Here is a 22,405-nt window from a genome sequence, read left to right as displayed (position 1 = left end):
AATACTATTTCTATCATAATCTGGGTTATACAAGGCAGAGGCTGGCATTTATGACGTTTGGTATTAACCTCCTGCCGGGGTTGATCCTCCTGTTGTTGATAAAACTGTTTTCGTAATGTACACATTAAGGGCAAGCAAAATATCACTGTCATTTGGCGCCAAAAAGATACTGGACAATGCTTCGTTTAAATGCAGGTTTGGTGAGATCGTTGGCATCTTTGGGCGGAACGGCAGCTGAAAATCAACGCTCTTAAAGATAATTTTCGGGACTCAAAAGGCAAATACGGCAGCAATATCTATTAACGGGAAAGTAATCCCAGTACATAAGATCATACCTGAAGGTTGTATAGGCTATTTGCCGCAGGAGCCATTCTTACCCAACACCATGAAGGTACGCGATATAATACCGCTTTATTATTCCGGCGACGAGCAGGATAAACTTTTCTATTCGCCGCGTATAGACAAGATCGCCAATACCCGCGTGGGCAAGCTTTCAATGGGCGAACTGCGGTATTTTGAATTGCTGCTTATAGGCCACCTGCCGCATCAGTTCCTCATGCTGGACGAGCCATTCTCCATGATAGAACCGCTATACAAAGACCTTATAAAAGATTTCCTCAAAAAGCTAAAAACACAAAAAGGCATAATTATTACAGATCATTATTATGATGACGTACTTTCGGTGACCAACAGGAAGCTGCTGCTAAAAGATGGGCAGCTTATCAACATCAACGACCGCAACGACTTAATAGCCCACGGCTACCTGCCTTCTGAAAAATTATAGATTATGAAACGACTTTTACTTCTACTCACCATGCTTTCAACCGCATCTTACGCCCAGACCTCTTATAAAATAATGACCTACAACATTCGCCTGGACATAGCAAGCGATGGCGAAAACCGTTGGGATAACCGCAAAGAAATGCTGGCAAAGCAAGTACAATTCTATGAGCCTGACTTCCTTGGAGTACAGGAAGCGCTGCCACAACAGGTGCACTACCTTGACAGTGCAATGGTTGCTTATGATTTCATTGGCGTAGGCCGTGATGACGGGAAAAGCAAAGGCGAACACTCAGCCATTTTTTATAAAAGCAAAAAGTTTAAGGTGCTACAGCAATCTACTTTCTGGTTGTCAGAAACGCCTGCTGTGCCTTCAAAAGGATGGGATGCGGCCTACAACCGTGTGTGCAGCTACGGGCTCTTTGAAAACAAGGACACCAAAAAGAAGGTGTGGGTTTTCAATACGCACTTCGACCATATGGGGAATATAGCACGGGTAGAAAGCGCAAAGCTTATCCTGCAAAAGATAAAAGAACTGAATAAAGACAACCTTCCGTTCATCGTTATGGGCGACCTCAACCTGGAGCCGGATGCCGAGCCAATTGCCGTGATTAAAAAAGAGCTGTTGGATACAAGAGAGGTTTCAGAATTCGTTTTTGGGCCAACAGGCACATTTAATGGGTTTGAATTCAACAAGCCCGTTACAAAACGTATCGACTATATTTTCATTCCGAAGACAGGGCTGAAAACTCAAAAGTACGCGATACTGAGCGATTCCAAAGACTGCCGGTACCCGAGTGACCATTTGCCTGTGTATGTAGAGCTTGTTTTAAGGAAATAGATTATGCGACACTTAATTATACTTTTTCTATTTGCAATTGTATCATGTCAAAATAAAGAAGACATCATCGTAGCAAGAGATTTACAGGAATATTGCATTAAAGCCAATTCTGAGTCAGATCCCTCTATCCCGATGTTGGAGCCACTTTACTATTCCCACATAAACTTTCTAATCGATGAAAACGGATCAATGTATTATTACATGCTCAATATACCTCATGGAGCTAGCTGTGGATACGGAAAAACATCGACTGTTGATTTTCGTCCTGAGTTTAAAAGAATAACACCTGATCAAATAAATTACATAAATAAAAATCATTTTAATGCCATTTTTCGGGAAAATGTAAAAACTCAATTCGGCGGAAGGTCTTTTGTATTGGCTTCTATTAGTGACACTTTTTATTCACCTGAATGGTCAACCTTAATAAATAGTATTGATAGGGATAAGAAAAGCAGATGGGCTTATACCATACGCAAAATGACCCAGGAAGAACAAGTAGTTTTAAGCTATAAAAAGTCAGGCAAAAAATACGACCCCGAAACCATTGCGTGGGATACCACAAAGATCATCCTCCCAAAAACCCTTAAAAAATGAAACCTCTTACCAAAAGATAAGAGGTCTATAGTTTTATTCAGACTGTCCAAAAATATAATAATCTATTCTACAATTACCTTCTCCGTTTTCGGGATCAGTGCAATGCAGTACGGATTGGTGATCGCCATAGTTGCCATTCCGCTTGGTACGGTTTCCAAAACTTTTATCGTGGCTGTGTCATCATTAATAGTAATACTTTTTACGCTAATGCTGTAGCCGCCTGTACTTTTCTGACCCATAAACAAGGCTACCACATTCTGCTTTTCAAAATCGACTGATGGCACGTCACTCCATCCGAGTTCCTTATACAGTGCCGTTAGCTGGCTTTGCGATGTGATGACTGCAGCCGACTCTTTATCACGGCCGCCATAGGCTTCTTGTTTCAGTATCTCAAAAGTAATCGGGGCAGCAACTGCAATGTGGTTCACTACGTTTATCTTGCAGCTTGTAAATATTAGTGCCAACAAAGCGAGCGTAAGTAATTTTTTCATAAGTGTTATTTTTTAATGGTTACCTGTACCGTTATACAAATACAATACCAAAAAAATTCTGACTAAATAGATAATCGCACGCTCCGCAAAGTCTCTGACTTTGCGGAGGTGTTTAAAGGTCTCCGACCTTTCATTTGCATATCAGAGATATGCCAACGCTTCCACAAAGTCAGAGACTTTGCGAAGCCGGGACTTTCCGCAGCCGGCAAGCCTAAAAACTTATTTTGAATTCATTTTCAGCGCTTTTTCGTACACCTTTTCATACATCGGCAAAATGTTCTGGATGTCGAATTCCTGTGCCAGCTGAAGCGCGTTTTCCTTAAATTCCAACAGCTTTTCATCATCCGATAATATCGAAATGGCTTTTGCTGCCATATCCTGTATGTCGCCAACATTGCTCAGGTAACCCGAGTAGCCGTTGCGGTTCACTTCCGGGAGGCCTCCTGTATTGGTCGATATCACCGGTACCCCGCTTGCCATAGCTTCTAGTGCCGCAAGTCCAAAACTTTCCGTTTCCGAAGGGAGCAGGAACAGGTCGCTAAAGCACAATATCTTATTGATCTCGTTACTGTTGCCAAAAAAGATCACCTTATCGCTGATTCCAAGATCTTCACACAGTTTTTCGGCACCGGCACGTTCAGGCCCGTCGCCCACCATCATGAGCTTGGCAGGGATCTCTTTTTGTATTTCAAAGAATATCTTTACGATATCCGGGATGCGCTTCACCTTGCGGAAGTTACTGATGTGCGTCACGATCTTTTGTGTCTCCGTAGCCATCATTGAGCGGTGGCAGTCGGATTTCACATCCATTTTATTCTTATCGATTTCGATAAAGTTCGGGATCACATAGATTTCCCGCTTTATGTCGAAGAGCCTGTAGGTCTCCTCTTTCAGGTCCTGCGACACTGATGTCACGATATCAGAATGGTTGATGCTGAAACTCACCGCCGGCTTATAGAACGGGTGATTGCCCACCAGTGTAATATCGGTACCGTGCAGCGTGGTTACCATCGGTATCCTGATGCCCTGCTCCTTGAGCATCTTTTTGGCCATATACCCGGCATAGGCATGCGGAATGGCATAATGTACATGCAGCAGCTCTATTTTATGGAGCTTCACCATATCCACCAGCTTGCTCGAGAGCGCCAGCTCGTATGGCTGGTAATGGAACAGCGGGTATTCCGGTACATGTACCTCGTGGTAATGGATGTTAGGGTTCAGTAACGCCAGGCGCACCGGCTGGCTATAGGTGATAAAGTGTATCTCGTGGCCCCTGCGGGCCAGTTCCAGCCCAAGCTCGGTCGCTACAACGCCGCTCCCGCCAAAGGTTGGATAACATACTATTGCGATTTTCATATAATTCGAAAAATAAAGTAACGAATTTAAATAAAAAAAGTAGGCGAAACCCCGCTTTAATACGAATTAAAGTAATAATTATTATGACATTTTAAAAGTATGGGAAACAGCCGTCTAAACGCATTTTTGGAAAGGGCGGTCCTGCCCTCCGCTCTATCTCCCTCTGCTGCGCGGCGGGAGGATGCCGCTGCGGTCAGGGTTAAAGGGAATGGTGGTTTTGTGTTTATGTTGTTTGTCATTCTGACGAAGGAAGAATCTCTACTCCAATAATTGAGATTCTTCACTCCGCAAGCTGCGTTCAGAATGACATAGCGGAGCTGAAAGGTAAACTATCCTTTCAAATTCTTTTCATACAGATCTATCCACTCCTGCATTGTAATTTTAGAAACCAGTTCGCCGATAAGCGCAAAAGGAATTATCTCCGGCTTTTTGAAACGGATACAGCTTTTGCCCATATCCAGCTTTGTCTTTACATGGTTCGGGTACTCTGTCACAAACCAATCGTGGAGATTTTTATCGGCATACACACCCATGTGGTACACCGCAATAAAGTTCTTTTGCGAAGCGACACTAAGGAATGGCAACGGAACTTTTGGGTCGCAATGATAACCGGCAGGATAAGCAGAATGCGGCACCGACCAGCATAGCATGCCATATCCTATGCCTTCCTTAAATCCTTTCGGTAGGTTTTTGTTAATGGTACCCCTTAACTTTTCCATAGCCGCTTTCCTGTCTTCAGGAAGCGAGGCAATATATTCATCGGGTGTGGCTGCTGGAGATTGCATATTTTTATTTTTATTGGCTATTTTTCTATTGAGCTGAGTGAAGCTCCCCTCCTTTGGAGGGGTGCCCGTAGGGTGGGGTGGTTATAAATTTTAAAGAGAAAAACCACCCCGGCTTTCAGCCACCCCTCCACAGGAGGGGAAGTTCCCGACGATATTTACGGTCTTCGAGTGAAACTCAATCTGAATTCTGAAATCTAAAATCTGAAATTATTCTATAATCGCCTCCTCTATCACTTTCTGTATATCCTCCCTGATATTCTCTTTCGAAAGGCGGTTCTCCCCCGCTTCGGGATACGTCCTGTTCGATAAGAACACATAAACGATACCTGTTTCGGGATCGGCCCAGGTCATGGTACCCGTGAAGCCAGTGTGCCCAAAGCTTGACTTTGATACGCAACCACAAGTAGGACCAGGATTATTGCCTATTTGCGGCTTATCGAAGCCAAGCCCCCTCCTGTTGCCCTCTTTACAGGCATAGCAGGTATTAAAGGTATCGAACGTTTTCGGTGAGAAATATTGCCTGCCGCCATAATTTCCTTCCTGCAGATACATCTGCATGATTTTGGCTACGTCCATCGCATTGGAGAAAAGCCCCGCATGCCCTGCAACACCGTCTTCCATCGCGGCAGCCATATCGTGCACATATCCCTGTATTACCTGGTAGCGGAAGTATTTGTCTATCTCCGTAGGCGGTATGATGGCCATGTCGAACTTGCGCAACGGGTTATAAGTAGTAGATGCGGCGCCCAACGGCTTATAGAATTGCTGGTCGCTCAGCACGTCGATCTTCTTTCCGGTGTGCCTTTCTATATATTCTTTCAGCAGTATGAACGAGAAGTCGCTGTACTTGTATTCTTTCTTTTTCAGCAGCTTGCTATCTGCTATACGCGCTATGATCGTATCGGGATAATCTTTCCTCAGGTAGAGGTTTTCGGCTACCTGGTGTGGGAATTCTTCACTGTAACTCCTGCGGTAATATAACGAATCCGGGTGCTTTTCGCTGTCCAGCGTTGCCTGATAGAACGGTATCCACGGCTGGAACTTAGCCTGGTGCAGCAACATGTCTTTCAGTATGATCTTCTTTTTATCTGTTTTGGCGAATACCGGGAGCATATCGCCAAGCTTATCATCCAATTTCAATTCTCCCTTATCGTATAGCTGCATGATATTAGGCAGTGTCGATAGTACTTTGGTAAGCGAAGCAACATCATAAATATCGGTATCTCGTACCTTCACATCGTTCTCGTAGGTATGGTAACCAAAAGACTTCTGGTACACCACCTTGCCATTACGCGCTACGAGCACCTGCAATCCCGGGGTCATTTTCTCGTCTATCGCTTTTTTTGCCAACAGGTCGATCTTTCGAAGCACGACCGAATTCATACCTGCATTTTCAGGAGTGGTAAAGCCAAGCCGGTTGGTCGCTTTTGTATATACTCCGTGATTAACCTTATAATTTGTGCCAATAGATACGGGCAGTTTTCCTTTGGCACCCAACGCACCGAATACGATCTCGGCAGCCACCGTCTGCGAAATGGTATTGTTTTGGTAGGCCAGCACAACACTTTCAATATTGGCAAAGTTCTTAATAGCATTCAAGGTGTATGGCTTTGCAAAAACCGTCAATATCACCTTGCTGTTTTTAGCTATAGTATCCAGCCACACCAGTTCTTTGGCCGAAAAATCGTGCTTTTTCCAGGCGCCGTCAGCTTTATGATAGCCTATTATAACGGTGCTGTAATCTTTAAGGCGCGTCTTGAGTACCTGCAGGCTGTCTTCTTTTACTTCAGTCACATCGGCATATTTGTGCAGGGTACTCAGGTAAACAGAGCCATCGTCATCGCCCATTTTTACGTAGGCTATCTTTTCGGTTTCCAGTTCCATAACCGGAACAGCCTCCTGGTCGTTCTTCAATACCGTTACCGCATTCTCATACAGCTGGTAATTCAGGTCATCGTACTCATGCCCGTTCAGGTCGCTGTACAGGTTATTTATGTCGATAGGCGTGTAGTTATTGAGCCCGCCCCTGTATTTATATGCCAATATCTTCTTTACCGAATGCTGCAGCCTTTCTTCCGACAATACGCTGTCCATATAAGCCTGGCGGAATTTCTCTATGGCTACAGGAACATTTTCGGCAAACAACAGCACGTCATTCCCTGCAAGGAAGGCCTCAAGGTCAATATCGCCGGGCGCCATAAAGCTGCTTGCTCCTTTCATATTGAGCGCATCTGTAAATATCAGGCCTTTGAAGCCCATTTCCTTTTGCACTATATTGGTTATCAAATTATATGAAAGCGATGTAGGATAATTTGGCGTAGGCTCTATGCTGGGCACGTTAAGGTGCGCTACCATAATGCTTGACAACCCTTCTTTAAACAGTTTCTTATAAGGATAGAACTCTACATCTTCCAGCCTCTCTTTAGAAAAAGGAAGGTACGGCAATGTAGTATGGGAATCGGTGCCGGTATCGCCATGTCCCGGGAAGTGCTTGCCTGTTGCAAAAACACCCTCGCTCTGGATGCCTTTCATAAGGGCAAGGGCCCTGTCGGTCACGTTAAGTTTATCCTCGCCAAAAGATCGGTTGCCAATGATAGGGTTTGACGGGTTCGTATTGATATCGAGCACCGGCGCAAAATTGAAATGTATACCCATACGCTTTGCCTGTATCGCCATCTGTTTGCCCTGCTTTTCGATGAGCTTCATGTCCTGAACGGCTCCCAGCGTCATATTCCACGGATAACGGTAGGTAGAATCGAGCCTCATGCTAAGGCCCCATTCAGCATCTATGCCAATGAGCATCGGCACTTTCGATTCTGCCTGGTAACGATTGGTAAGCTTTGCCTGCCTCACAGGACCACCCTGGAAGAAAATGAGCCCGCCAACCTTATAATCCCTCACCAGCTTATCTATCCCTTTTACATGCGTGGAATCTTTGTTAGAATAGGCTGCAACCATAAACAGCTGCCCTACCCTTTCGTCAAACGACATGCTGTTGTATATGCTGTCTACCCATTTCCTTTCGCCTGCCGAGGCGTAATCATCAAAACCCAATGCCTTCTGCGCCGATGCTGTACCAATGGCTAACAGAAAAACGACAATCAAAAATCTCTTCAAAACTGTTGTATTTTTTTAAATGATAAAATCACCATTACCTTTTTATGCAATGATGATTCCCTTATTTTTCCCGGTGTAAAAAGCTGTCAAAAAAACCGGCTGTGCCAACTTTCCCCTGCGGGTACTTCCCAGTATTCTTCCCATTCTCCCACGGTGTTTACCAGGTTGTTAAAAACTATAGTATTGGCCGAAACCGATTTCTCTTTAGCCATTTTCTTAAAATCGATAAGCGGCTTATAGGCAATATGCTCGCCGTTCTTAAAGGTAACATTCATCTTGTCGAGCAGGTCTACATTGTATTTCTGCTCCAGCGACTGTATGAACTGTACCGATGCATCTATAGAGCATCCCGTTGCAGCCTGTACCTCCTGGTTTATGGCAATAATAATAAACCTGTTGTATTTTATCTGGTACGAAGCCTCAAGCCCCGCGCCGTGTGCCGCCCAGTTCTCAAGGAAATTCTGTAGCGACGATTCTATTTCGGTAACTTCCTCATCAGAAAATTTCCTGTTCGACTGGTAAATCCATATCCTGGATTCTTCAGGCAGTGTATCAAAAGGAACGTACATAATTCTTTTTTCTTATAAATCCTTTGCATTGGCGATAAGTTCCGCCACATCCATTACTTTAACATCGTGTTCCCTGTTCTTAGCCTTAACGCCATCCGTAAGCATAGTGTTACAGAACGGGCATCCGGCCGCGATTATCTCAGGCTGTGTTTCCAAGGCATCTTCGGTCCTTTCCACGTTCACGTCCTTGTTGCCCGGCTCGGGTTCCTTGAACATCTGTGCGCCGCCTGCACCACAGCAAAAGCCGTTGGCACGGGAGCGTTTCATCTCTACCAATTCAGCGTCCAGCTTCTCTATAAGGTCGCGTGGCGCTTCATAGATATTGTTTGCCCTTCCTAAGTAGCACGGGTCGTGAAAGGTTATTTTCTTGCCTTTAAACTGCCCGCCTTCTATGGTAAGCCTGCCTTCTTCAAGCAGCGATTTCAGGAACTGGGTGTGGTGTACCACTTCATACTTTCCGCCAAGGCCCGGGTATTCGTTCTTTATCGTGTTGAAGCAGTGCGGGCATGCCGTAACAATCTTCTTTACATCATAAGCGTTGAGCACCTCAATGTTTGCCATAGCCTGCATCTGGAACAGGAACTCGTTGCCTGCCCTTTTTGCAGGGTCGCCCGTACAGCTTTCTTCCGTTCCTAATACAGCGAACGGCACATTGGCACGGTTTAGTATCCGCACAAACGCCTTGGTTATCTTTTTGGCCCTGTCGTCAAAGCTACCCGAACAGCCCACCCAGAACAATACTTCCGGCTGCTGCCCTGTAGCCATCATTTCGGCCATTGTAGGAACTATAATATTTTCCATAACTTAATCTTCATCGTGTTTGCCATCATCAAAAACCTGGATGGTCACTTCTTTCTCAACCAGGTCGGTAAATTTCCCCCTGTATCGCGTTGCCTTTACAAGGTGGTTGTCTATCCAGTGGTAGTTTCCCCCACGGGGCTTGCCCATAAGCATGCCGTGGTATTTAAAGCCGAATTTCTTCAGCCATGTTTCGGTAATTTCCCTGTGGGCTTCGGTACGCGACGTAAAGAAATAGATCACGTGCCCTTCGTCATACCACCTGTTTAGCGTTTCGAGCGCATCAGGATACACGGCTGCGGTAACCATCCTTTCGGGTTCCTCATTCGGTATATCGTCGCAAATAGTACCGTCTATATCAATCAGGTAGTTCTTTATGCCCAGCGGAAGTATCGGGCTCAAGTGCTCGCCGTTCTCTGTTATCGGCTGTAAATTCTTGTCTATATCTTCCGTGTTCATTATGCTTCGTCTTTCCAGTTTAACCTGTCCATCTGGCTGTACTGCCATGGCGCACCATTGTTCTCTATATTGGTCATCATGCCGTTTAACTCTTTAGGCGCCGCGCTCTGCTCCATAACAAGGTACCTGCGCATATCCATAATAATAGAAAGCGGGTCGATGTTCACAGGGCAGGCTTCCACACAACCGTTGCAGGTGGTGCAGGCCCATAGCTCTTCGGGTGTGATATAATCGTTAAGCAGCATTTTGCCGTCGTCTACAAATGTGCCTTTGTTCTTATCGATGTTACGGCCAACTTCTTCAAGCCTGTCGCGGGTATCCATCATTATCTTCCTTGGCGAAAGCTTTTTGCCGGTCTGGTTGGCCGGGCATACCGATGTACACCTTCCGCATTCGGTACAGGTGTATGCATTCATCAGCTGCACCCAGTTCAGGTCCTGTACATCGCTAGCGCCAAATTTTGCAGGCACTTCACCTTCTGCTGCAGGAGGCGCTGCGGCAAACGGGTCGGCATTCGGGTCCATCATCAGCTTCACTTCGTTCGTCACCGACTCCAGATTCTCAAACTGGCCCTTCGGTTTCAGGTTGGCAAAATACGTATTCGGGAATGCCAGCAGTATGTGTAAGTGCTTCGAGAAATAAAGGTAATTCATAAAGGCAAGGATACCTATAATGTGCATCCACCAAGCCGCCCTTTCAATGATCATTACAGTGCCGGCATCCATTCCTTCAAAAAGCTGTGCTATAAAGCCGGAAATCGGGAAAGCCCCTGCGTGGGTGTAATGTTCTGCATTAATAGATTGAAGGTAGCCATCAGCACCGTTCATGGTAAGGAACAGCAGCATCAATACGGTCTCAAAATAGAGAATAATATTAGCATCGCTTTTCGGCCAGCCTTTCAGGTCACTGTGGATAAAACGTTTCAGCTTCACCACATTCCGGCGCAGCCAAAAAACGGTAACCGAAAATATCACGCCAAAAGCGAGCACTTCGAAAAAGCCGATGAGGAAGCTGTAAAAGCCACCCATGAATGAAAAAAGGCGGTGGGTACCGAATATACCGTCGATGATGATCTCCAGCAATTCGATGTTGATGATAACAAAGCCTACATAGACGATAATGTGAAGTATACCCGCAACCGGGCGCTTCACCATTTTCGACTGGCCCAGGGCGATCATAGCCATATTGCTCCAGCGTGCGCCGGGGTTGTCACGCCTGTCGATGTCCCGCCCAAGCTTAATGTTGCGTACCAGTTTTTTTACATTCAGGGCAAAGTACCCAAATCCTAATGCAAGGACTATAACAAAAAGAATATTGTCTATATAAGCCATAATAACAAGGTGATCTGTCGGTCTCTGTCCCTCACGCTACTTCTTTGGGGTCTCTTCATAGGGAGTACCTTTTTTCCCGAATACTGAGAAATGAACGTAGCGCTTAGGGTTATTTTTCAAATCTGCAAGCAGCAATTTCAACTCGTTCGATGCATCGGCGAGGTTGTTATACATAACCTCGTCTTTCAGCAGCTTGCCCAGCGAACCCTTGCCTGCCTGCACATCGGCCATCATCTTATCTACTTCTGCCATAGAATGCTCCAGGCTGCTTATAGCTAACGAAAGCTGCTCCGGATTAACCGAGTCTGATATTTCAGCAAAGTTAGCAGAAGTCTTATTAAGATTTGCCATTGTGGCATCAATATTTGCTTTATTTCCTGAAATTACACCATTAAGTGATTTCGCTGCCTTGTTGAATTCCTGCATGGTAGCGCTCATTTCGGCAATAGTACGACGAAGGTTTTCCTGCGTCTGCTTATCCACAACGTTGTTAAGGTTGTGCAGAAGGCTGTCAGCAGAAACTACGGTCGCTTCTACTTTTGTCTGCAGCGGCGATAGCTTTTCCCCTACTACAGAAAGCATTCCCGGCTTAAGGCCTGCTTTCAGCTGGTCGCCATCCTCGGCTGGGGTCTGGTTTTTAAGGTCGGGTATAATCGCAATCTGCTTGCCTCCTATAAAACCGGGCTCATATAGTGTTGCGTAGCTGGTCTTAGATATAGGGAAATCCGTTTTTACCTGCATTTCTACTTTCAGCAGGCCGGTTTCATTGTCGGTGAATGTAATACCGGTTACTTTGCCTACCACAAGGCCGTTGAGCGTAATTGGTGCCGAAGGCGAAAGGCCTTCAACATCTTTATAAATTACATAATAGGTTTTGTAGGAATTAAAAAGGTCCCTGCCCTTTAAAAAGCTGTATCCCCATATAAATAATAGTATTGCGCCTATTACTAAAATTGCCGTTTTTGCTTCTCTTGTTACTTTCAAAATAGATTATTTTTTAACAAATGTAGGGCAAATATAAATATTACAATGTGAATATTATGGTAAAAGCCTTATAAAAGAAATTACAAAAATTTAACGGTCTTGTTTTCCTAATAGTTCAAGGTTTTTGGCTAAAAACGCATACCGGGTATGCGCAAATAGTAATGTATTGAATAATACGGTATCCCGGTTGGCGATAACGGTTCCGCAAGTCGTTTACTTCACGTCGAATTTTATGTTTTTGGCGTTGGAAACTATAGACAAAGCATAGATAAAAAGCGGTAATGCATAATATGAATATTACAATTACCTGACTATCAATAACTTTGACCTGAAGCCGAAATATGAATATCCCGGCATAAAGTGGAGTCCAGTCACACTATAAAAACGGGGCGCAATCCGAAAAGCCTTATGAGTAGGAAAACCAAATCATATTTAACCATGAAAAATTTAAAACAAAAACCAGTGATCGTTTTAAGCAGCCAAAGCTTTCAAAACCAGCTTGAAGAAGCAAACGCATTTTTTAATGAGCCGGCATTTGCCAATATGGCAATTGCTGAAGGCGACGACCCGTACGCCGATAAAGACGGCCTCATACAGTTCATCTGTGGAGTAGAGCTGTTGCAGGACCCTATCGTTACAGCGAAACTGGCTGAACTGAAATCATTGCTGATCTCATTAACATCAGTAGTAACGGCTTACATCAACAGGTATGCTGCGGCAAAAGGAGCACAGTATAAGACTGATGCCGACCTTTGGGAAATGGCCTTGTCCAAGCTTCCGCTGATGGGGCCGTCTAAAATTGATACACAAACCTACTCACGCAGGACAAGGGGTGTAGAGATTGCCGGGGACTTCATTAACCTTGTGCTGGACATAGCTACAGGCGAAGGCCAGGCGCTGCAATCCTTTAAATCTTTCCTTGAAAAACAGGGCGGCGCTCTTAGGGCCGGGATTGAAGCCAACAAGGACAGCTATAAAACCATCACTGTTGGCGTGTGCGTGGAAGTGCTGAAAATTGGAAGCGAGATAATGTACATCCCAAAAATAAAACAATATAAAGTCCTCTTCACGCGCGAAAACACCAAGTGGAGCTCATCCTGCGCCAGCTATGAGGAAGTTGACATGCATTTCGAATACATGTATGCCAGCAATGTTTTTGACTATGAAGCATTGAATAACCCAGATATAAAACGTGACTTCGAAAAATTTGTTACCGGGGCCCAAAAGGCACAGATAGAAGATGCCTCGACATTCTTTAACGATGATTTTGAAGACATGAAAAGCAAAATGGCGAACGCGATGGAGGCTTCGGAATAAAAACCACTACTAACAATAAAGGGCTGCAGGAATCTATCCTACAACCCTTTATCGCTTTGTATGTGGCATCTAATTGACTTTTTTACCGTCTTTAAATGTAGCTATGAATGCTGACGTATACCCTTTCGCTTTAGCTTCTGCCAACAGCGTTTTGGCTTGCTCGCGATCGGTAGTTTCACCATAAAAATATTTTATGACTGAGGCGCTCTTTTCTTTTGTAATGTTCCCCAGCCCCTTGAAGTTTGAAGGCACGGTCTCAAGGTCATTGCCGCTGGCAGCGATCTGCACCCTGAAGCTTTGCCCTTTTGTTGAAGATGCAGTCGCATTGTCTGCCACAGGCTTAGCTACAGGTTTCTCGGCAGCAGGTTTTGATACAGGCTTCTCTGTTTTAGGTGTGGTTTTCGGTTCGTCAGCTACGGCAGGCTCTTTATAATCGACAGTACCCGGAATAAAATATTCTTTTTTGTATGAAAGTATCGCCTTTGCTATAGACTCAGCAAGCTCATCCTGCCCCGCCTCAGAATTGAGGTATTCACCTTCCGGCTGGTAGGAAAGGAAGCCAAGCTCTATAAGTATGCTGGGCATGGCTGTTTTATGCAAAACGAGAAACGGAGCCTGCTTTACTCCCCTCTTTTTTCTTTTAAGGTCATCAGTAAAATTCTCCTCCACCTTACTGGCAAGGTCGATACTCTGGTTGATGTATTCTTCCTGCTGGAGCATAAGCCCGATCATGCTTTCAGGCCTGTTCGGGTCGTAGCCGGCATATTTCACCTTGTAATCGTCCTCAAGGCTGATAACGGCATTCTCCTTTTTAGCCACTTCAAGGTTGGATGCGTTCTTAGTCGTACCGATGACAAAAGCCTCGGTGCCATAAGCCGTTTTCTTGCTTTCGCCATTGCAGTGTATCGAAACGAACACATTGGCATCTGCCCTGTTGGCAATATTGCAGCGTTCGCCCAACTCAATGAAAACATCGGTCTTACGCGTATAGATCACCTGGACGCCGGGATCTTTTTCCAAAATTTTACCTACTTTAAGGGCAACATTAAGCGCGATGTTCTTTTCGATGAAACCGTGGTAAACAGCGCCGTAGTCCTTTGCGCCGTGTCCCGGGTCCAGCACAACCCTGAATTTTGAGTTGCCCTGCGCAAAAGCAGCGCCCCAGCATAAAATAAATGTAAAAAAAGTCAGTTTTAGTCTCCTGTTCCCTGTCATTGCAATATCCATTTTCCTGATCGTGTTATACATTAATAGCCGATTTTTGATAAAAACGTTGATCTCCTTTAAAATTAAGCTATTTTTTTACAAAAATAGTATTAATCAAATTTGTCGCAAACTAATTTAAGACTGTTTTATAAGTAAATTTCGTATGAGTAATAGCCATTACACCTTATTTTGAAGGCAACTTCTGAAAGACAGCGAATAAGCCCCTCTGTAATTGCTGCCAATATTTTAGCTTTAAAAAGCCACAATAAAAGCATCCTTATATCCTTTTGCTTTTGCTTCCGCTAAAAGTTTACCAGCTTTTTCCCGGTCTGTGGTCTCCCCGTAAAAATACCGTATCGTTGATGCGCTTTTGTCTTTGGTTACATTTTTAAGGCCTTTAAAATTAGAAGGCTTCAATGCGAGATCCTTACCCCCTGTGGCGATCTGTATTTTAAAGCTCTCTCCCTTTTTTGGGGCTGAAATCATTTTGGGAGCTTCTACTGATTTTGGGACCGAAACTGCTTTGGGAGCCGATTTTGGGGTATCGTCATTACGGGTTTCGGTATAGCTTACATCACCTGCAATAAAATATTCCTTTTTATAATCCATAATAGATTTCGTGATGGCTTCGGCTATTTCGTCCTGCCCCGCATCCGACGTGAGGTATTCGCCCTCGGGCTTATACGAAATAAAGCCCAACTCTATAAGTATGCTTGGCATGGCTGTCCTGTGCAGTACCCAAAACGGGGCCTGCTTTACGCCCCTGTCTTTCCTCCTGAGGCTCTTCCTGAATCCGTCCTGGATCTTTATGGCAAGGTCGATGCTCTGGAATGCCGACTGCTCGTTTAACAGCGTGAGGCCAATGATCGTTTCCGGCTTATTAGGGTCAAAGCCTTCATATCGTGTTTTATCGGATTCAAAATTGATAACTGAGTTCTCTTTTTTTGCCACTTCGAGGTGTGAGGCATTTTTGGCAGTACCCATAACATAGGTCTCCGCACCAGAGGCAGTTTTTTTTGTCTCGCTGTTGCAATGGATGGACACAAAAAGGTCGGCTTCAGCCTTGTTGGCTATATTGCAGCGCTCGTCAAGCTCTATGAACACATCTGTTTTACGGGTATAGATCACCTTTACTCCTTCTTTTTCCAGCAGTTTTCCCGTCTTGAGCACAACGCTGAGCGTAACATCCTTTTCTTTAAAGCCATGGTAGGACGCACCGGTGTCCTGGGAGCCATGCCCTGCATCCAGCACTACCGTGAACTTTGAGTTGCCCTGCGCGAAAACCGTTCCCATGCATGCAATAAATACAAGGAAAGCCAGTTTTAATCTGTTATTTGTTGTCATAGCGGTATTCATAATGCCCTGCTTGCGTTATAATTACATTTAATGGTTAATTGACAAAATTATTGTAAGTTTGACACTTCAAAAAACAGGCCGCATTTTTACAAAAATAGCATTAACAACGTTGCGTACGAACTTATTCCATATCGTTTTATCAGCAATTTTCCTAACAATCGGGATATTCGGGGCTTCGGCCCAGGAAGTTCCGGTAAAGCCGGCCTCTACAACCGCTGCCGAAAAACCCGGCGACAGTCTGGTAATTAATCCTGTTGCCCTTACTAAAAACGACTCCGTCAAGAAGAAAAAGAACGGCCTTGATGCTGTTGTAAAGCGTACGGCTAAGGGTTACGAGAAACTCGACCAGAAAAATAAGCTGCTTATCCTGCACGATGAAGCCGAGTTGAACTATACAGATATACAACTCAAATCGGGGCAGATTATTATGAAATATGATAAAGATGAAGTCTTTGCCGGAAGGCTGAAAGACTCATTGGGCAACTACACGCAATACCCTTATTTTAAGCAGGGCAATAACGTGGTGGAAGCCGACTCGATACACTTTAATACCGTAACCAAAAAAGCCCGCGTATGGAACTCCCGCTCCGACCAGGGCGAGTTCCGCGTAAAAGGCGAGCTGACAAAAAAAGAGAATGATTCTGTTTACTTCATAAAGGGGGCGCGCTTTACCACAGCCAAAGATATCAACAACCCGGAATACTACTTTTATTCCCCAAAGATCAAGTTTGTTCCCGGTAAAAAAGTGGTTGTAGGGCCTACCAACCTTGTGATTGCCGATGTGCCTACGCCGCTAATGCTGCCTTTTGCCTTCTTTCCAATGACTACTAAAGCAGAATCGGGATTTATCATGCCAACTTATGGTAATAACAACCAGCGCGGGTACTTTCTTCAAAATGGGGGCTATTATTTTGCACTCAGCGATTATTACGACCTCACCGTAGTTGGGGATTATTATACCAACGGGAGCTACAGCATGCGTTTCCAGTCAAGCTATGCCCAGCGCTATAAGTTTAACGGTAACCTGAACCTGCGTTTTGATAATAATATCCAGAGCGAAAGGGGCTTCCCTGATTATGCCCGGTCCAAACAATACAACATCCAATGGTCGCACAGCCAGGACAGCAAGGCAAACCCGAACTCGCGTTTCTCGGCCAGTGTGAACCTCGGTTCGAGCCAGTATTTCAGGCAATCGGTCAATATGAACAACATTGGAGCGAGCCTTAACAACACCATGCAGTCGTCGGTATCGTATTCCAAGACTTTCCAGACGGTGCCGCAGGTGAACTTTTCCCTGAGCGCAACGCATAACCAGAACACGAACACCAAGGCCATCAATATGACGCTGCCTACACTACAGGCCAGCGTTGACAGGATATTCCCTTTTGCTCCGGGAGATGCGCCGAAAAAGGGCCTTATAAAGAACATCAACCTGCAGTATAACCTTCGCGGCGAGAACAGGATAGCCACCTACGATTCACTTTTCTTCAAGCCGGAGATGTTCCGCGATGCCAAGTCCGGGCTGCAGCATACTATACCCTTGAGCACTAACTTTAAAGTGTTCAAATATTTCAGCGTTACGGCAAGTACCAATTACCAGGAAACCTGGGTTATGAATACGGTAAAAAGGCAGTTCAATGCCGATAGCGCAAAAGCGCTGACAAGGGATATTAAAGGGTTCGACTCGTACCGCACTTACAATTTCTCATCGAGCATCGGTACTACAATATATGGTACATTCCCCTTTGGAGAAAAAAGCAAAATACAGGCCATCCGCCACGTGATGCGCCCATCGGTATCCTACAGCTACACGCCAAGCTTTGACCAGTATTATGACTATTACCAATATGACGCGGCAGGTACACTGAAGCAGTACAGCCGCTTTGACGGCGGCCTTTTCGGGGCTCCGGGCCAACGATATGCCAGCAACGTAGGTATAGCGGTAAACAACACCTTTGAAGCCAAGGTACGTAATGACGATGAAAAGGACAACAAGGGTGAGCCTAAAAAGGTAATGCTGCTTAACAACCTTAACTTTACTACCAGCTATGATATGGCCGCCGACTCACTGGCCTGGCAGCCGCTGCGGGTTTCTGCAGGAACCAACCTGTTCAAGGAAAAGATGAACATCAACTTTGGTACTACGCTCGACCCATACGCCATAAACAATGCCGGAAGGCGCATTAATACCTATAATATTGACAATGGCGGAAGCCTTTTCAGGATGACAAGCGCCAATATCACGCTTAACTACTCCATAACAAGCCAGGACGGCAAATCGGGTGATGGCGAGGACGAAGACAGCCAGACCGCACGTAACGGTGGCCGCGAAGACGACCTCTTTGGACGCGCAACCGACATGAGCGATAACCGCAAGAGCATGTTCAAGGAAGAAGACGAGACAAAGAAAGATAAATCCGAAGGCGGCTTTTACAATGCAGTACTCCCGTGGGACCTGAAATTCGCCTATTCCCTCACCTACTCCAACAATGCACGGGAACGGAAGATCATAGGCAACTCGATAATGCTTTCGGGCAACCTTGATATTACGCCACGATGGAAAATGGGCTTCTCATCCGGGTATGACTTTGTACAAAAAGGCGTTACCTTCACACAGCTCCGCTTTGAGCGCGACCTCTTGAGCTGGAGGATGGATTTCAACTGGATCCCTATTGGCCAGAATACCTCATGGGGCTTCTTTATCGGCATAAAATCGTCTGTACTGAGTGACATCAAGTGGGATAAACGCCAGGTTCCGGACAGGGTTATAAGGTAATTCTACAACATCATAAAAATGAAAAAAATAATCTTTACAGAAAAAGCTCCTGCTCCTATTGGCCCTTACAGCCAGGCGGTGCTTGCAGGCAATACCCTTTATACTTCAGGGCAGATAGCTTTGCATCCGGAAACAGGCGAACTTATTACCGGCGATATCGAAACCGAGACAAAACAGGTGATGGAAAATATGAAAGCCGTGCTGGAAGCTGCCGGCATGGATTTCAGCAATGTGGTAAAAACAACCATATTCATCATGAACATGGATGACTTCTCAAAGATAAACAACATTTACGGAGCCTATTTTGACGAAAGTAATGCACCCGCACGCGAAACGGTACAGGTGGCACGACTGCCAAAGAACGTGAACGTGGAGATATCAATGACCGCGATACTTTAAAAACATCAAAGCTTTTAATATCAAAAGGCCCCGCTAATGCAGGGCCTTTCTCATTTGTCTTATTGGTAAAATCATTATTAGTTAAGCTCATGGTACTCGATAAGCCCGTCAATTGGCCTCCTTAATACATTGCCTAACTTGAGGTTGTTTTTACCCAATACCTCGGCCAGTTCAGCTTTCAGGTAAAATGCTATAGAGCCTACAAAGTGTACAGGCACCTCGTGTGCATTCTCATATTGTGTGATATAGTTGTCTACAAATACCTGCATGGCATCAATGATAAGCGCTTTCATAAACGGCTCCTCACGGTTTTGTATCAGGAACTTTGCAAAGGTAGCCAGGTAAGCATTAGGGTTAGGCTCTTTGTAAAGGTTGTGTTTTATAGTATCTGCATCAAGGTCGTATTCTTCTTCGAATTTTTTAGCAAGGTGTGCCGGCATCTTATTGAAGTAGTAGGCACGCACCAGGTCACGGCCAAAACGGTTCCCGCTGCAATCGTCCATAGCGATATAGCCTAACGACTGCACTTTCTGGTGTAGTTTCTCTCCGTCAAAATAGCTGCAGTTAGACCCTGTGCCAAGAATGCAGATGATCGCTTTTTCGTTGGTAGGGTTGGTAGCATAAGCAGCGGCATAGGTATCTTCCTTAACGCTTACTACTTCGGCATGCGGGAAAAATTCCTCGAAAATCTCCGTCATAAAATTCTTCATCCTGTCGGTACCGCAGCCGGCGCCATAAAAATAAAGGCTCGTTACATCATTGCGGTTATTATAAATATCAAAACGGGCTTCAAGCCTTTCAAGGGCTTCTTCCTTATTGATGACTTCAGGGCTCAGGCCCAGGGTTTGTGTGGTAAAAAGCCTGTTGCCGTTTTCATCCAGTGCAATCCAGTCGGCTTTTGTGGCACCACTGTCAACAAGTAATTTCATAAATATTTTGGGTTAGTTTTTGGGTTAGTCGGTTTTGTGTTTGATGAAAATTACCTTACAGTCATGTTTCCGTCATCATAAGGTTAACTCCCTTTATAAAAAACATAAGTCCCGGCTTTCAAAAAGAAAACCGGGACAAATAAAAAATATTACAAAGATGCGATATGCACCGAAAGGTCGATTAGCTTGCTTGAATAGCCATATTCGTTATCGTACCATGAAACGATCTTGAAGAACGTTGAATTAAGCCCGATACCTGCTTTGGCATCCACAATGCTTGTCCTTGAGTCAGAGATGAAATCCTGAGATACAACGTCATCTTCTGTAAAGCCCAAGATACCTTTAAGGCTTGTTTCAGACGCATTTTTAAGCACTGCCATGATCTCGTCATAGCTGGTCTCTTTTGCTATTTTTACAGTAAGGTCTACCACTGATACGTCTGCCGTAGGAACGCGCATCGACATACCTGTAAGCTTGCCGTTCAATTCCGGGATTACTTTGCCTACTGCTTTTGCAGCGCCTGTACTTGCCGGGATGATGTTAAGCAATGCTGCCCTTCCGCCACGGAAATCTTTTCTTGACGGTCCGTCAACTGTAAGCTGGGTAGCTGTAGTCGCGTGGATCGTTGTCATAAGGCCTTCCACGATACCAAAGTTGTCGTTGATCACTTTAGCAAGCGGTGCAAGGCAGTTGGTAGTACATGAAGCGTTCGATACGATCTTGTCTGCTGCTGTAGCTTTGTCATGGTTTACGCCCATAACAAACATCGGCGCATCTGCCGATGGTGCAGAGATAACCACTTTTTTAGCGCCGCCTTTGATGTGCGCCTCAGCAGTTTCAAGGGTAGTGAAGATACCGGTACACTCGGCAACCACGTCTACGCCCACCTCATCCCACTTAAGGGTAGAAGGGTCTTTGGCTGCAGTTACCCTGATATGTTTACCGTTTACATAAAGCTGGTTGTCTTTTACTTCAACTGTGCCTGCAAAACGTCCGTGTACTGAATCATATTTTAAAAGGTATGCCAGGTGATCTACATCAAGCAGGTCGTTTATGGCTACCACTTCTACATTATCCCTGTTAAAGGTTTCGCGGAACACGATACGGCCGATACGGCCAAAACCGTTTATTCCTAATTTAACTTTTGTCATTGTAAATAGATGTTTTTTGGATTTTGTTTATTTGAATTTAGATAGAAACGATATCTGAAACACGTATGAGCTCTTTATCTACCTGCGTTTTGCCCTTCACGGCATTTTCAAGCGGGGTAAGTACGATCTCATCCCTAATAAGCCCTACCATGTAGTTGGAGTTTCCTTCAAGCAGGGTTTCCACAGCCTTTACACCGAGCCTGCTGGCCAGTACCCTGTCAAAGCATGATGGCGACCCGCCGCGCTGCATGTGCCCTAATATAGATACTCGAACGTCATACTCGGGCATGTTTTCCTCTACATAGTCCTTAAGCTCAAAGGCATTTTTGCCTATTTTATCACCTTCGGCTATCACAACGATACTTGATGATTTGCCCGAAGCCTTACTTTTCCTGAGTGAATCCAGCAGCCTGTCAAGCCCCATGTCTTCCTCCGGTATTAATATTTCTTCCGCACCTGCGCCTATGCCCGCATTCAAAGCGATATGGCCTGCATCGCGCCCCATTACTTCTATAAAGAAAAGCCTGTTGTGCGAACTTGCCGTATCCCTGATTTTATCGATTACCTCTACCACAGTATTAAGTGCCGTATCATAGCCCAGCGTAAAACTGGTGCCAAAAATGTCATTGTCAATAGTGCCCGGTATGCCAATTACAGGAAAGCCGAACTCCTTGTTAAATAACAGCGCTCCGGTAAAGCTGCCGTTCCCCCCTATTACAACAAGTGCATCAATGCCCTGTTTCACGAGGTTGGCATGCGCTTTTTTACGGCCTTCTTCGGTCATGAACTCTTTAGACCTTGCCGATTTTAATATAGTACCTCCTTTATTGATTATGTTATTCACTGCACGGGGACCCATTTCTTTAAAATCCCCTTCTATCATTCCCTGGTAACCCCTGTAAACACCGGCACATTCTATGTTATGGAAAGCACATGTACGTACAACGGCCCTGATGGCGGCATTCATTCCCGGGGAGTCACCTCCGGATGTAAGCACGCCTATTTTTTTTATGTTAAGCGACATTTTTTAGTATTTGATTGTAAAATTAATAATTTAATATCAATTATTTATTTGATTTTACATTCCATTATCAAATCTGCAACATTTCAAACGTTTTCGTTAATAAGTTTTTCTTTACGATATGTTAAAAAGTATAAAAAAGCGG

Annotated in this window: 21 protein-coding genes; 7 read left to right on the top strand and 14 right to left on the bottom strand. The window is 44.9% G+C overall.

The window, feature by feature from the left end:
- Positions 1-115: 115 nt before the first annotated feature.
- Genes HYN59_RS18340 through HYN59_RS10590 form a run of 4 tightly spaced genes read left to right on the top strand, consistent with a single transcriptional unit; the run spans position 116 to position 2,215 of the window.
- On the top strand, positions 116-238 hold the full coding sequence (locus HYN59_RS18340) for a P-loop NTPase family protein (protein WP_281261164.1): 123 nt from the start codon (positions 116-118) through the stop codon (positions 236-238).
- An 18-nt stretch (positions 239-256) separates the two neighbouring features.
- Positions 257-784, top strand: a complete 528-nt coding sequence (locus HYN59_RS10600) for an ATP-binding cassette domain-containing protein (RefSeq protein ID WP_342748356.1) — start codon at positions 257-259, stop codon at positions 782-784.
- 3 nt (positions 785-787) lie between these two features.
- The gene (locus HYN59_RS10595) at positions 788-1,621 is read left to right on the top strand and encodes an endonuclease/exonuclease/phosphatase family protein (RefSeq protein ID WP_108778233.1); all 834 of its coding nucleotides are present in this window, start codon (positions 788-790) and stop codon (positions 1,619-1,621) included.
- Between the two features lie 3 nt (positions 1,622-1,624).
- Positions 1,625-2,215 carry a hypothetical protein gene (locus tag HYN59_RS10590; protein WP_108778232.1) on the top strand — a complete coding sequence of 197 codons (591 nt, stop codon included), beginning with the start codon at positions 1,625-1,627 and terminating at the stop codon, positions 2,213-2,215.
- 62 nt (positions 2,216-2,277) lie between these two features.
- Here HYN59_RS10590 and HYN59_RS10585 read toward each other — a convergent pair whose 3' ends face one another.
- The 9 genes from HYN59_RS10585 to HYN59_RS10545 form a co-directional block, all read right to left on the bottom strand.
- A complete protein-coding gene (locus tag HYN59_RS10585) occupies positions 2,278-2,706 on the bottom strand; it encodes a protease complex subunit PrcB family protein (RefSeq protein ID WP_108778231.1) in 429 nt (142 codons plus the stop codon).
- A gap of 219 nt (positions 2,707-2,925) precedes the next feature.
- Complete coding sequence (gene bshA, locus HYN59_RS10580; protein ID WP_108778230.1) at positions 2,926-4,062, bottom strand: N-acetyl-alpha-D-glucosaminyl L-malate synthase BshA; 1,137 nt, start codon at positions 4,060-4,062, stop codon at positions 2,926-2,928.
- 329 nt (positions 4,063-4,391) lie between these two features.
- Positions 4,392-4,847 carry a DUF1801 domain-containing protein gene (locus tag HYN59_RS10575; protein WP_108778229.1) on the bottom strand — a complete coding sequence of 152 codons (456 nt, stop codon included), beginning with the start codon at positions 4,845-4,847 and terminating at the stop codon, positions 4,392-4,394.
- Between the two features lie 207 nt (positions 4,848-5,054).
- Positions 5,055-7,964 (bottom strand): serine hydrolase domain-containing protein, encoded by a 2,910-nt coding sequence (locus HYN59_RS10570; RefSeq protein ID WP_245895533.1) that lies wholly within the window; start codon positions 7,962-7,964, stop codon positions 5,055-5,057.
- A gap of 86 nt (positions 7,965-8,050) precedes the next feature.
- Positions 8,051-8,533 (bottom strand): ABC transporter ATPase, encoded by a 483-nt coding sequence (locus HYN59_RS10565; RefSeq protein ID WP_108778228.1) that lies wholly within the window; start codon positions 8,531-8,533, stop codon positions 8,051-8,053.
- 12 nt (positions 8,534-8,545) lie between these two features.
- A complete protein-coding gene (locus HYN59_RS10560; RefSeq protein WP_108778227.1) occupies positions 8,546-9,334 on the bottom strand; it encodes a (Fe-S)-binding protein in 789 nt (262 codons plus the stop codon).
- 3 nt (positions 9,335-9,337) lie between these two features.
- Positions 9,338-9,790 (bottom strand): LNS2 domain-containing protein, encoded by a 453-nt coding sequence (locus tag HYN59_RS10555; RefSeq protein ID WP_108778226.1) that lies wholly within the window; start codon positions 9,788-9,790, stop codon positions 9,338-9,340.
- A complete protein-coding gene (locus HYN59_RS10550; protein ID WP_108778225.1) occupies positions 9,790-11,121 on the bottom strand; it encodes a (Fe-S)-binding protein in 1,332 nt (443 codons plus the stop codon). Before HYN59_RS10550 ends, HYN59_RS10555 begins: the two co-directional genes overlap by 1 nt.
- A 36-nt stretch (positions 11,122-11,157) precedes the next feature.
- The gene (locus tag HYN59_RS10545; RefSeq protein WP_108778224.1) at positions 11,158-12,105 is read right to left on the bottom strand and encodes an MlaD family protein; all 948 of its coding nucleotides are present in this window, start codon (positions 12,103-12,105) and stop codon (positions 11,158-11,160) included.
- 438 nt (positions 12,106-12,543) lie between these two features.
- Here HYN59_RS10545 and HYN59_RS10540 point away from each other — a divergent pair, with 438 nt between their 5' ends.
- Positions 12,544-13,422, top strand: a complete 879-nt coding sequence (locus HYN59_RS10540; protein ID WP_108778223.1) for a hypothetical protein — start codon at positions 12,544-12,546, stop codon at positions 13,420-13,422.
- 69 nt (positions 13,423-13,491) lie between these two features.
- Here the strand turns inward: HYN59_RS10540 and HYN59_RS10535 are convergent, their stop codons facing one another.
- Positions 13,492-14,670 (bottom strand): N-acetylmuramoyl-L-alanine amidase, encoded by a 1,179-nt coding sequence (locus tag HYN59_RS10535; protein ID WP_245895531.1) that lies wholly within the window; start codon positions 14,668-14,670, stop codon positions 13,492-13,494.
- A 210-nt stretch (positions 14,671-14,880) separates the two neighbouring features.
- Positions 14,881-15,972, bottom strand: coding sequence for an N-acetylmuramoyl-L-alanine amidase family protein (locus HYN59_RS10530; protein WP_108779709.1), 1,092 nt, complete (start codon positions 15,970-15,972; stop codon positions 14,881-14,883).
- Positions 15,973-16,093: 121 nt separating this feature from the next.
- On the opposite strand from HYN59_RS10530, the gene HYN59_RS10525 reads away from it, so the two are divergent.
- Together HYN59_RS10525 and HYN59_RS10520 are read left to right on the top strand one after the other, a co-directional pair.
- Positions 16,094-18,760 carry a putative LPS assembly protein LptD gene (locus HYN59_RS10525; RefSeq protein ID WP_108779708.1) on the top strand — a complete coding sequence of 889 codons (2,667 nt, stop codon included), beginning with the start codon at positions 16,094-16,096 and terminating at the stop codon, positions 18,758-18,760.
- A gap of 18 nt (positions 18,761-18,778) precedes the next feature.
- Entirely contained in the window at positions 18,779-19,159 is a 381-nt protein-coding gene (locus HYN59_RS10520) for a RidA family protein (RefSeq protein ID WP_108778222.1), read from the top strand.
- Between the two features lie 77 nt (positions 19,160-19,236).
- Here the strand turns inward: HYN59_RS10520 and HYN59_RS10515 are convergent, their stop codons facing one another.
- From HYN59_RS10515 to pfkA, 3 genes are all read right to left on the bottom strand, one after another.
- Positions 19,237-20,088 carry an N-acetylglucosamine kinase gene (locus tag HYN59_RS10515; RefSeq protein ID WP_108778221.1) on the bottom strand — a complete coding sequence of 284 codons (852 nt, stop codon included), beginning with the start codon at positions 20,086-20,088 and terminating at the stop codon, positions 19,237-19,239.
- 149 nt (positions 20,089-20,237) lie between these two features.
- Positions 20,238-21,239 carry a type I glyceraldehyde-3-phosphate dehydrogenase gene (gene gap / locus HYN59_RS10510; RefSeq protein WP_108778220.1) on the bottom strand — a complete coding sequence of 334 codons (1,002 nt, stop codon included), beginning with the start codon at positions 21,237-21,239 and terminating at the stop codon, positions 20,238-20,240.
- A gap of 37 nt (positions 21,240-21,276) precedes the next feature.
- Entirely contained in the window at positions 21,277-22,263 is a 987-nt protein-coding gene (gene pfkA / locus HYN59_RS10505; protein ID WP_108778219.1) for a 6-phosphofructokinase, read from the bottom strand.
- Positions 22,264-22,405 lie beyond the last annotated feature (142 nt).

The sequence above is a fragment of the Flavobacterium album genome (genome assembly GCF_003096035.1).
GTDB classification, from domain to species: Bacteria; Bacteroidota; Bacteroidia; order Flavobacteriales; family Flavobacteriaceae; genus Flavobacterium; species Flavobacterium album.
Note: the sequence above shows the minus strand (reverse complement) of the source record. Positions and strands in the feature narration are given on the sequence as shown.

Excerpts from the sequence above, each read along its gene's own strand:
- HYN59_RS10540 (WP_108778223.1), top strand. The coding sequence starts at position 12,544 with ATGAAAAATTTAAAACAAAAACCAGTGATCGTTTTAAGCAGCCAAAGC.
- HYN59_RS10515 (WP_108778221.1), bottom strand. The coding sequence starts at position 20,088 with ATGAAATTACTTGTTGACAGTGGTGCCACAAAAGCCGACTGGATTGCA.
- HYN59_RS10595 (WP_108778233.1), top strand. The coding sequence starts at position 788 with ATGAAACGACTTTTACTTCTACTCACCATGCTTTCAACCGCATCTTAC.
- bshA (WP_108778230.1), bottom strand. The coding sequence starts at position 4,062 with ATGAAAATCGCAATAGTATGTTATCCAACCTTTGGCGGGAGCGGCGTT.
- HYN59_RS10550 (WP_108778225.1), bottom strand. The coding sequence starts at position 11,121 with ATGGCTTATATAGACAATATTCTTTTTGTTATAGTCCTTGCATTAGGA.
- HYN59_RS10530 (WP_108779709.1), bottom strand. The coding sequence starts at position 15,972 with ATGACAACAAATAACAGATTAAAACTGGCTTTCCTTGTATTTATTGCA.
- HYN59_RS10560 (WP_108778227.1), bottom strand. The coding sequence starts at position 9,334 with ATGGAAAATATTATAGTTCCTACAATGGCCGAAATGATGGCTACAGGG.
- HYN59_RS10575 (WP_108778229.1), bottom strand. The coding sequence starts at position 4,847 with ATGCAATCTCCAGCAGCCACACCCGATGAATATATTGCCTCGCTTCCT.
- pfkA (WP_108778219.1), bottom strand. The coding sequence starts at position 22,263 with ATGTCGCTTAACATAAAAAAAATAGGCGTGCTTACATCCGGAGGTGAC.
- HYN59_RS10555 (WP_108778226.1), bottom strand. The coding sequence starts at position 9,790 with ATGAACACGGAAGATATAGACAAGAATTTACAGCCGATAACAGAGAAC.
- HYN59_RS10590 (WP_108778232.1), top strand. The coding sequence starts at position 1,625 with ATGCGACACTTAATTATACTTTTTCTATTTGCAATTGTATCATGTCAA.
- HYN59_RS10520 (WP_108778222.1), top strand. The coding sequence starts at position 18,779 with ATGAAAAAAATAATCTTTACAGAAAAAGCTCCTGCTCCTATTGGCCCT.
- gap (WP_108778220.1), bottom strand. The coding sequence starts at position 21,239 with ATGACAAAAGTTAAATTAGGAATAAACGGTTTTGGCCGTATCGGCCGT.
- HYN59_RS18340 (WP_281261164.1), top strand. The coding sequence starts at position 116 with ATGTACACATTAAGGGCAAGCAAAATATCACTGTCATTTGGCGCCAAA.
- HYN59_RS10585 (WP_108778231.1), bottom strand. The coding sequence starts at position 2,706 with ATGAAAAAATTACTTACGCTCGCTTTGTTGGCACTAATATTTACAAGC.
- HYN59_RS10565 (WP_108778228.1), bottom strand. The coding sequence starts at position 8,533 with ATGTACGTTCCTTTTGATACACTGCCTGAAGAATCCAGGATATGGATT.
- HYN59_RS10535 (WP_245895531.1), bottom strand. The coding sequence starts at position 14,670 with ATGTATAACACGATCAGGAAAATGGATATTGCAATGACAGGGAACAGG.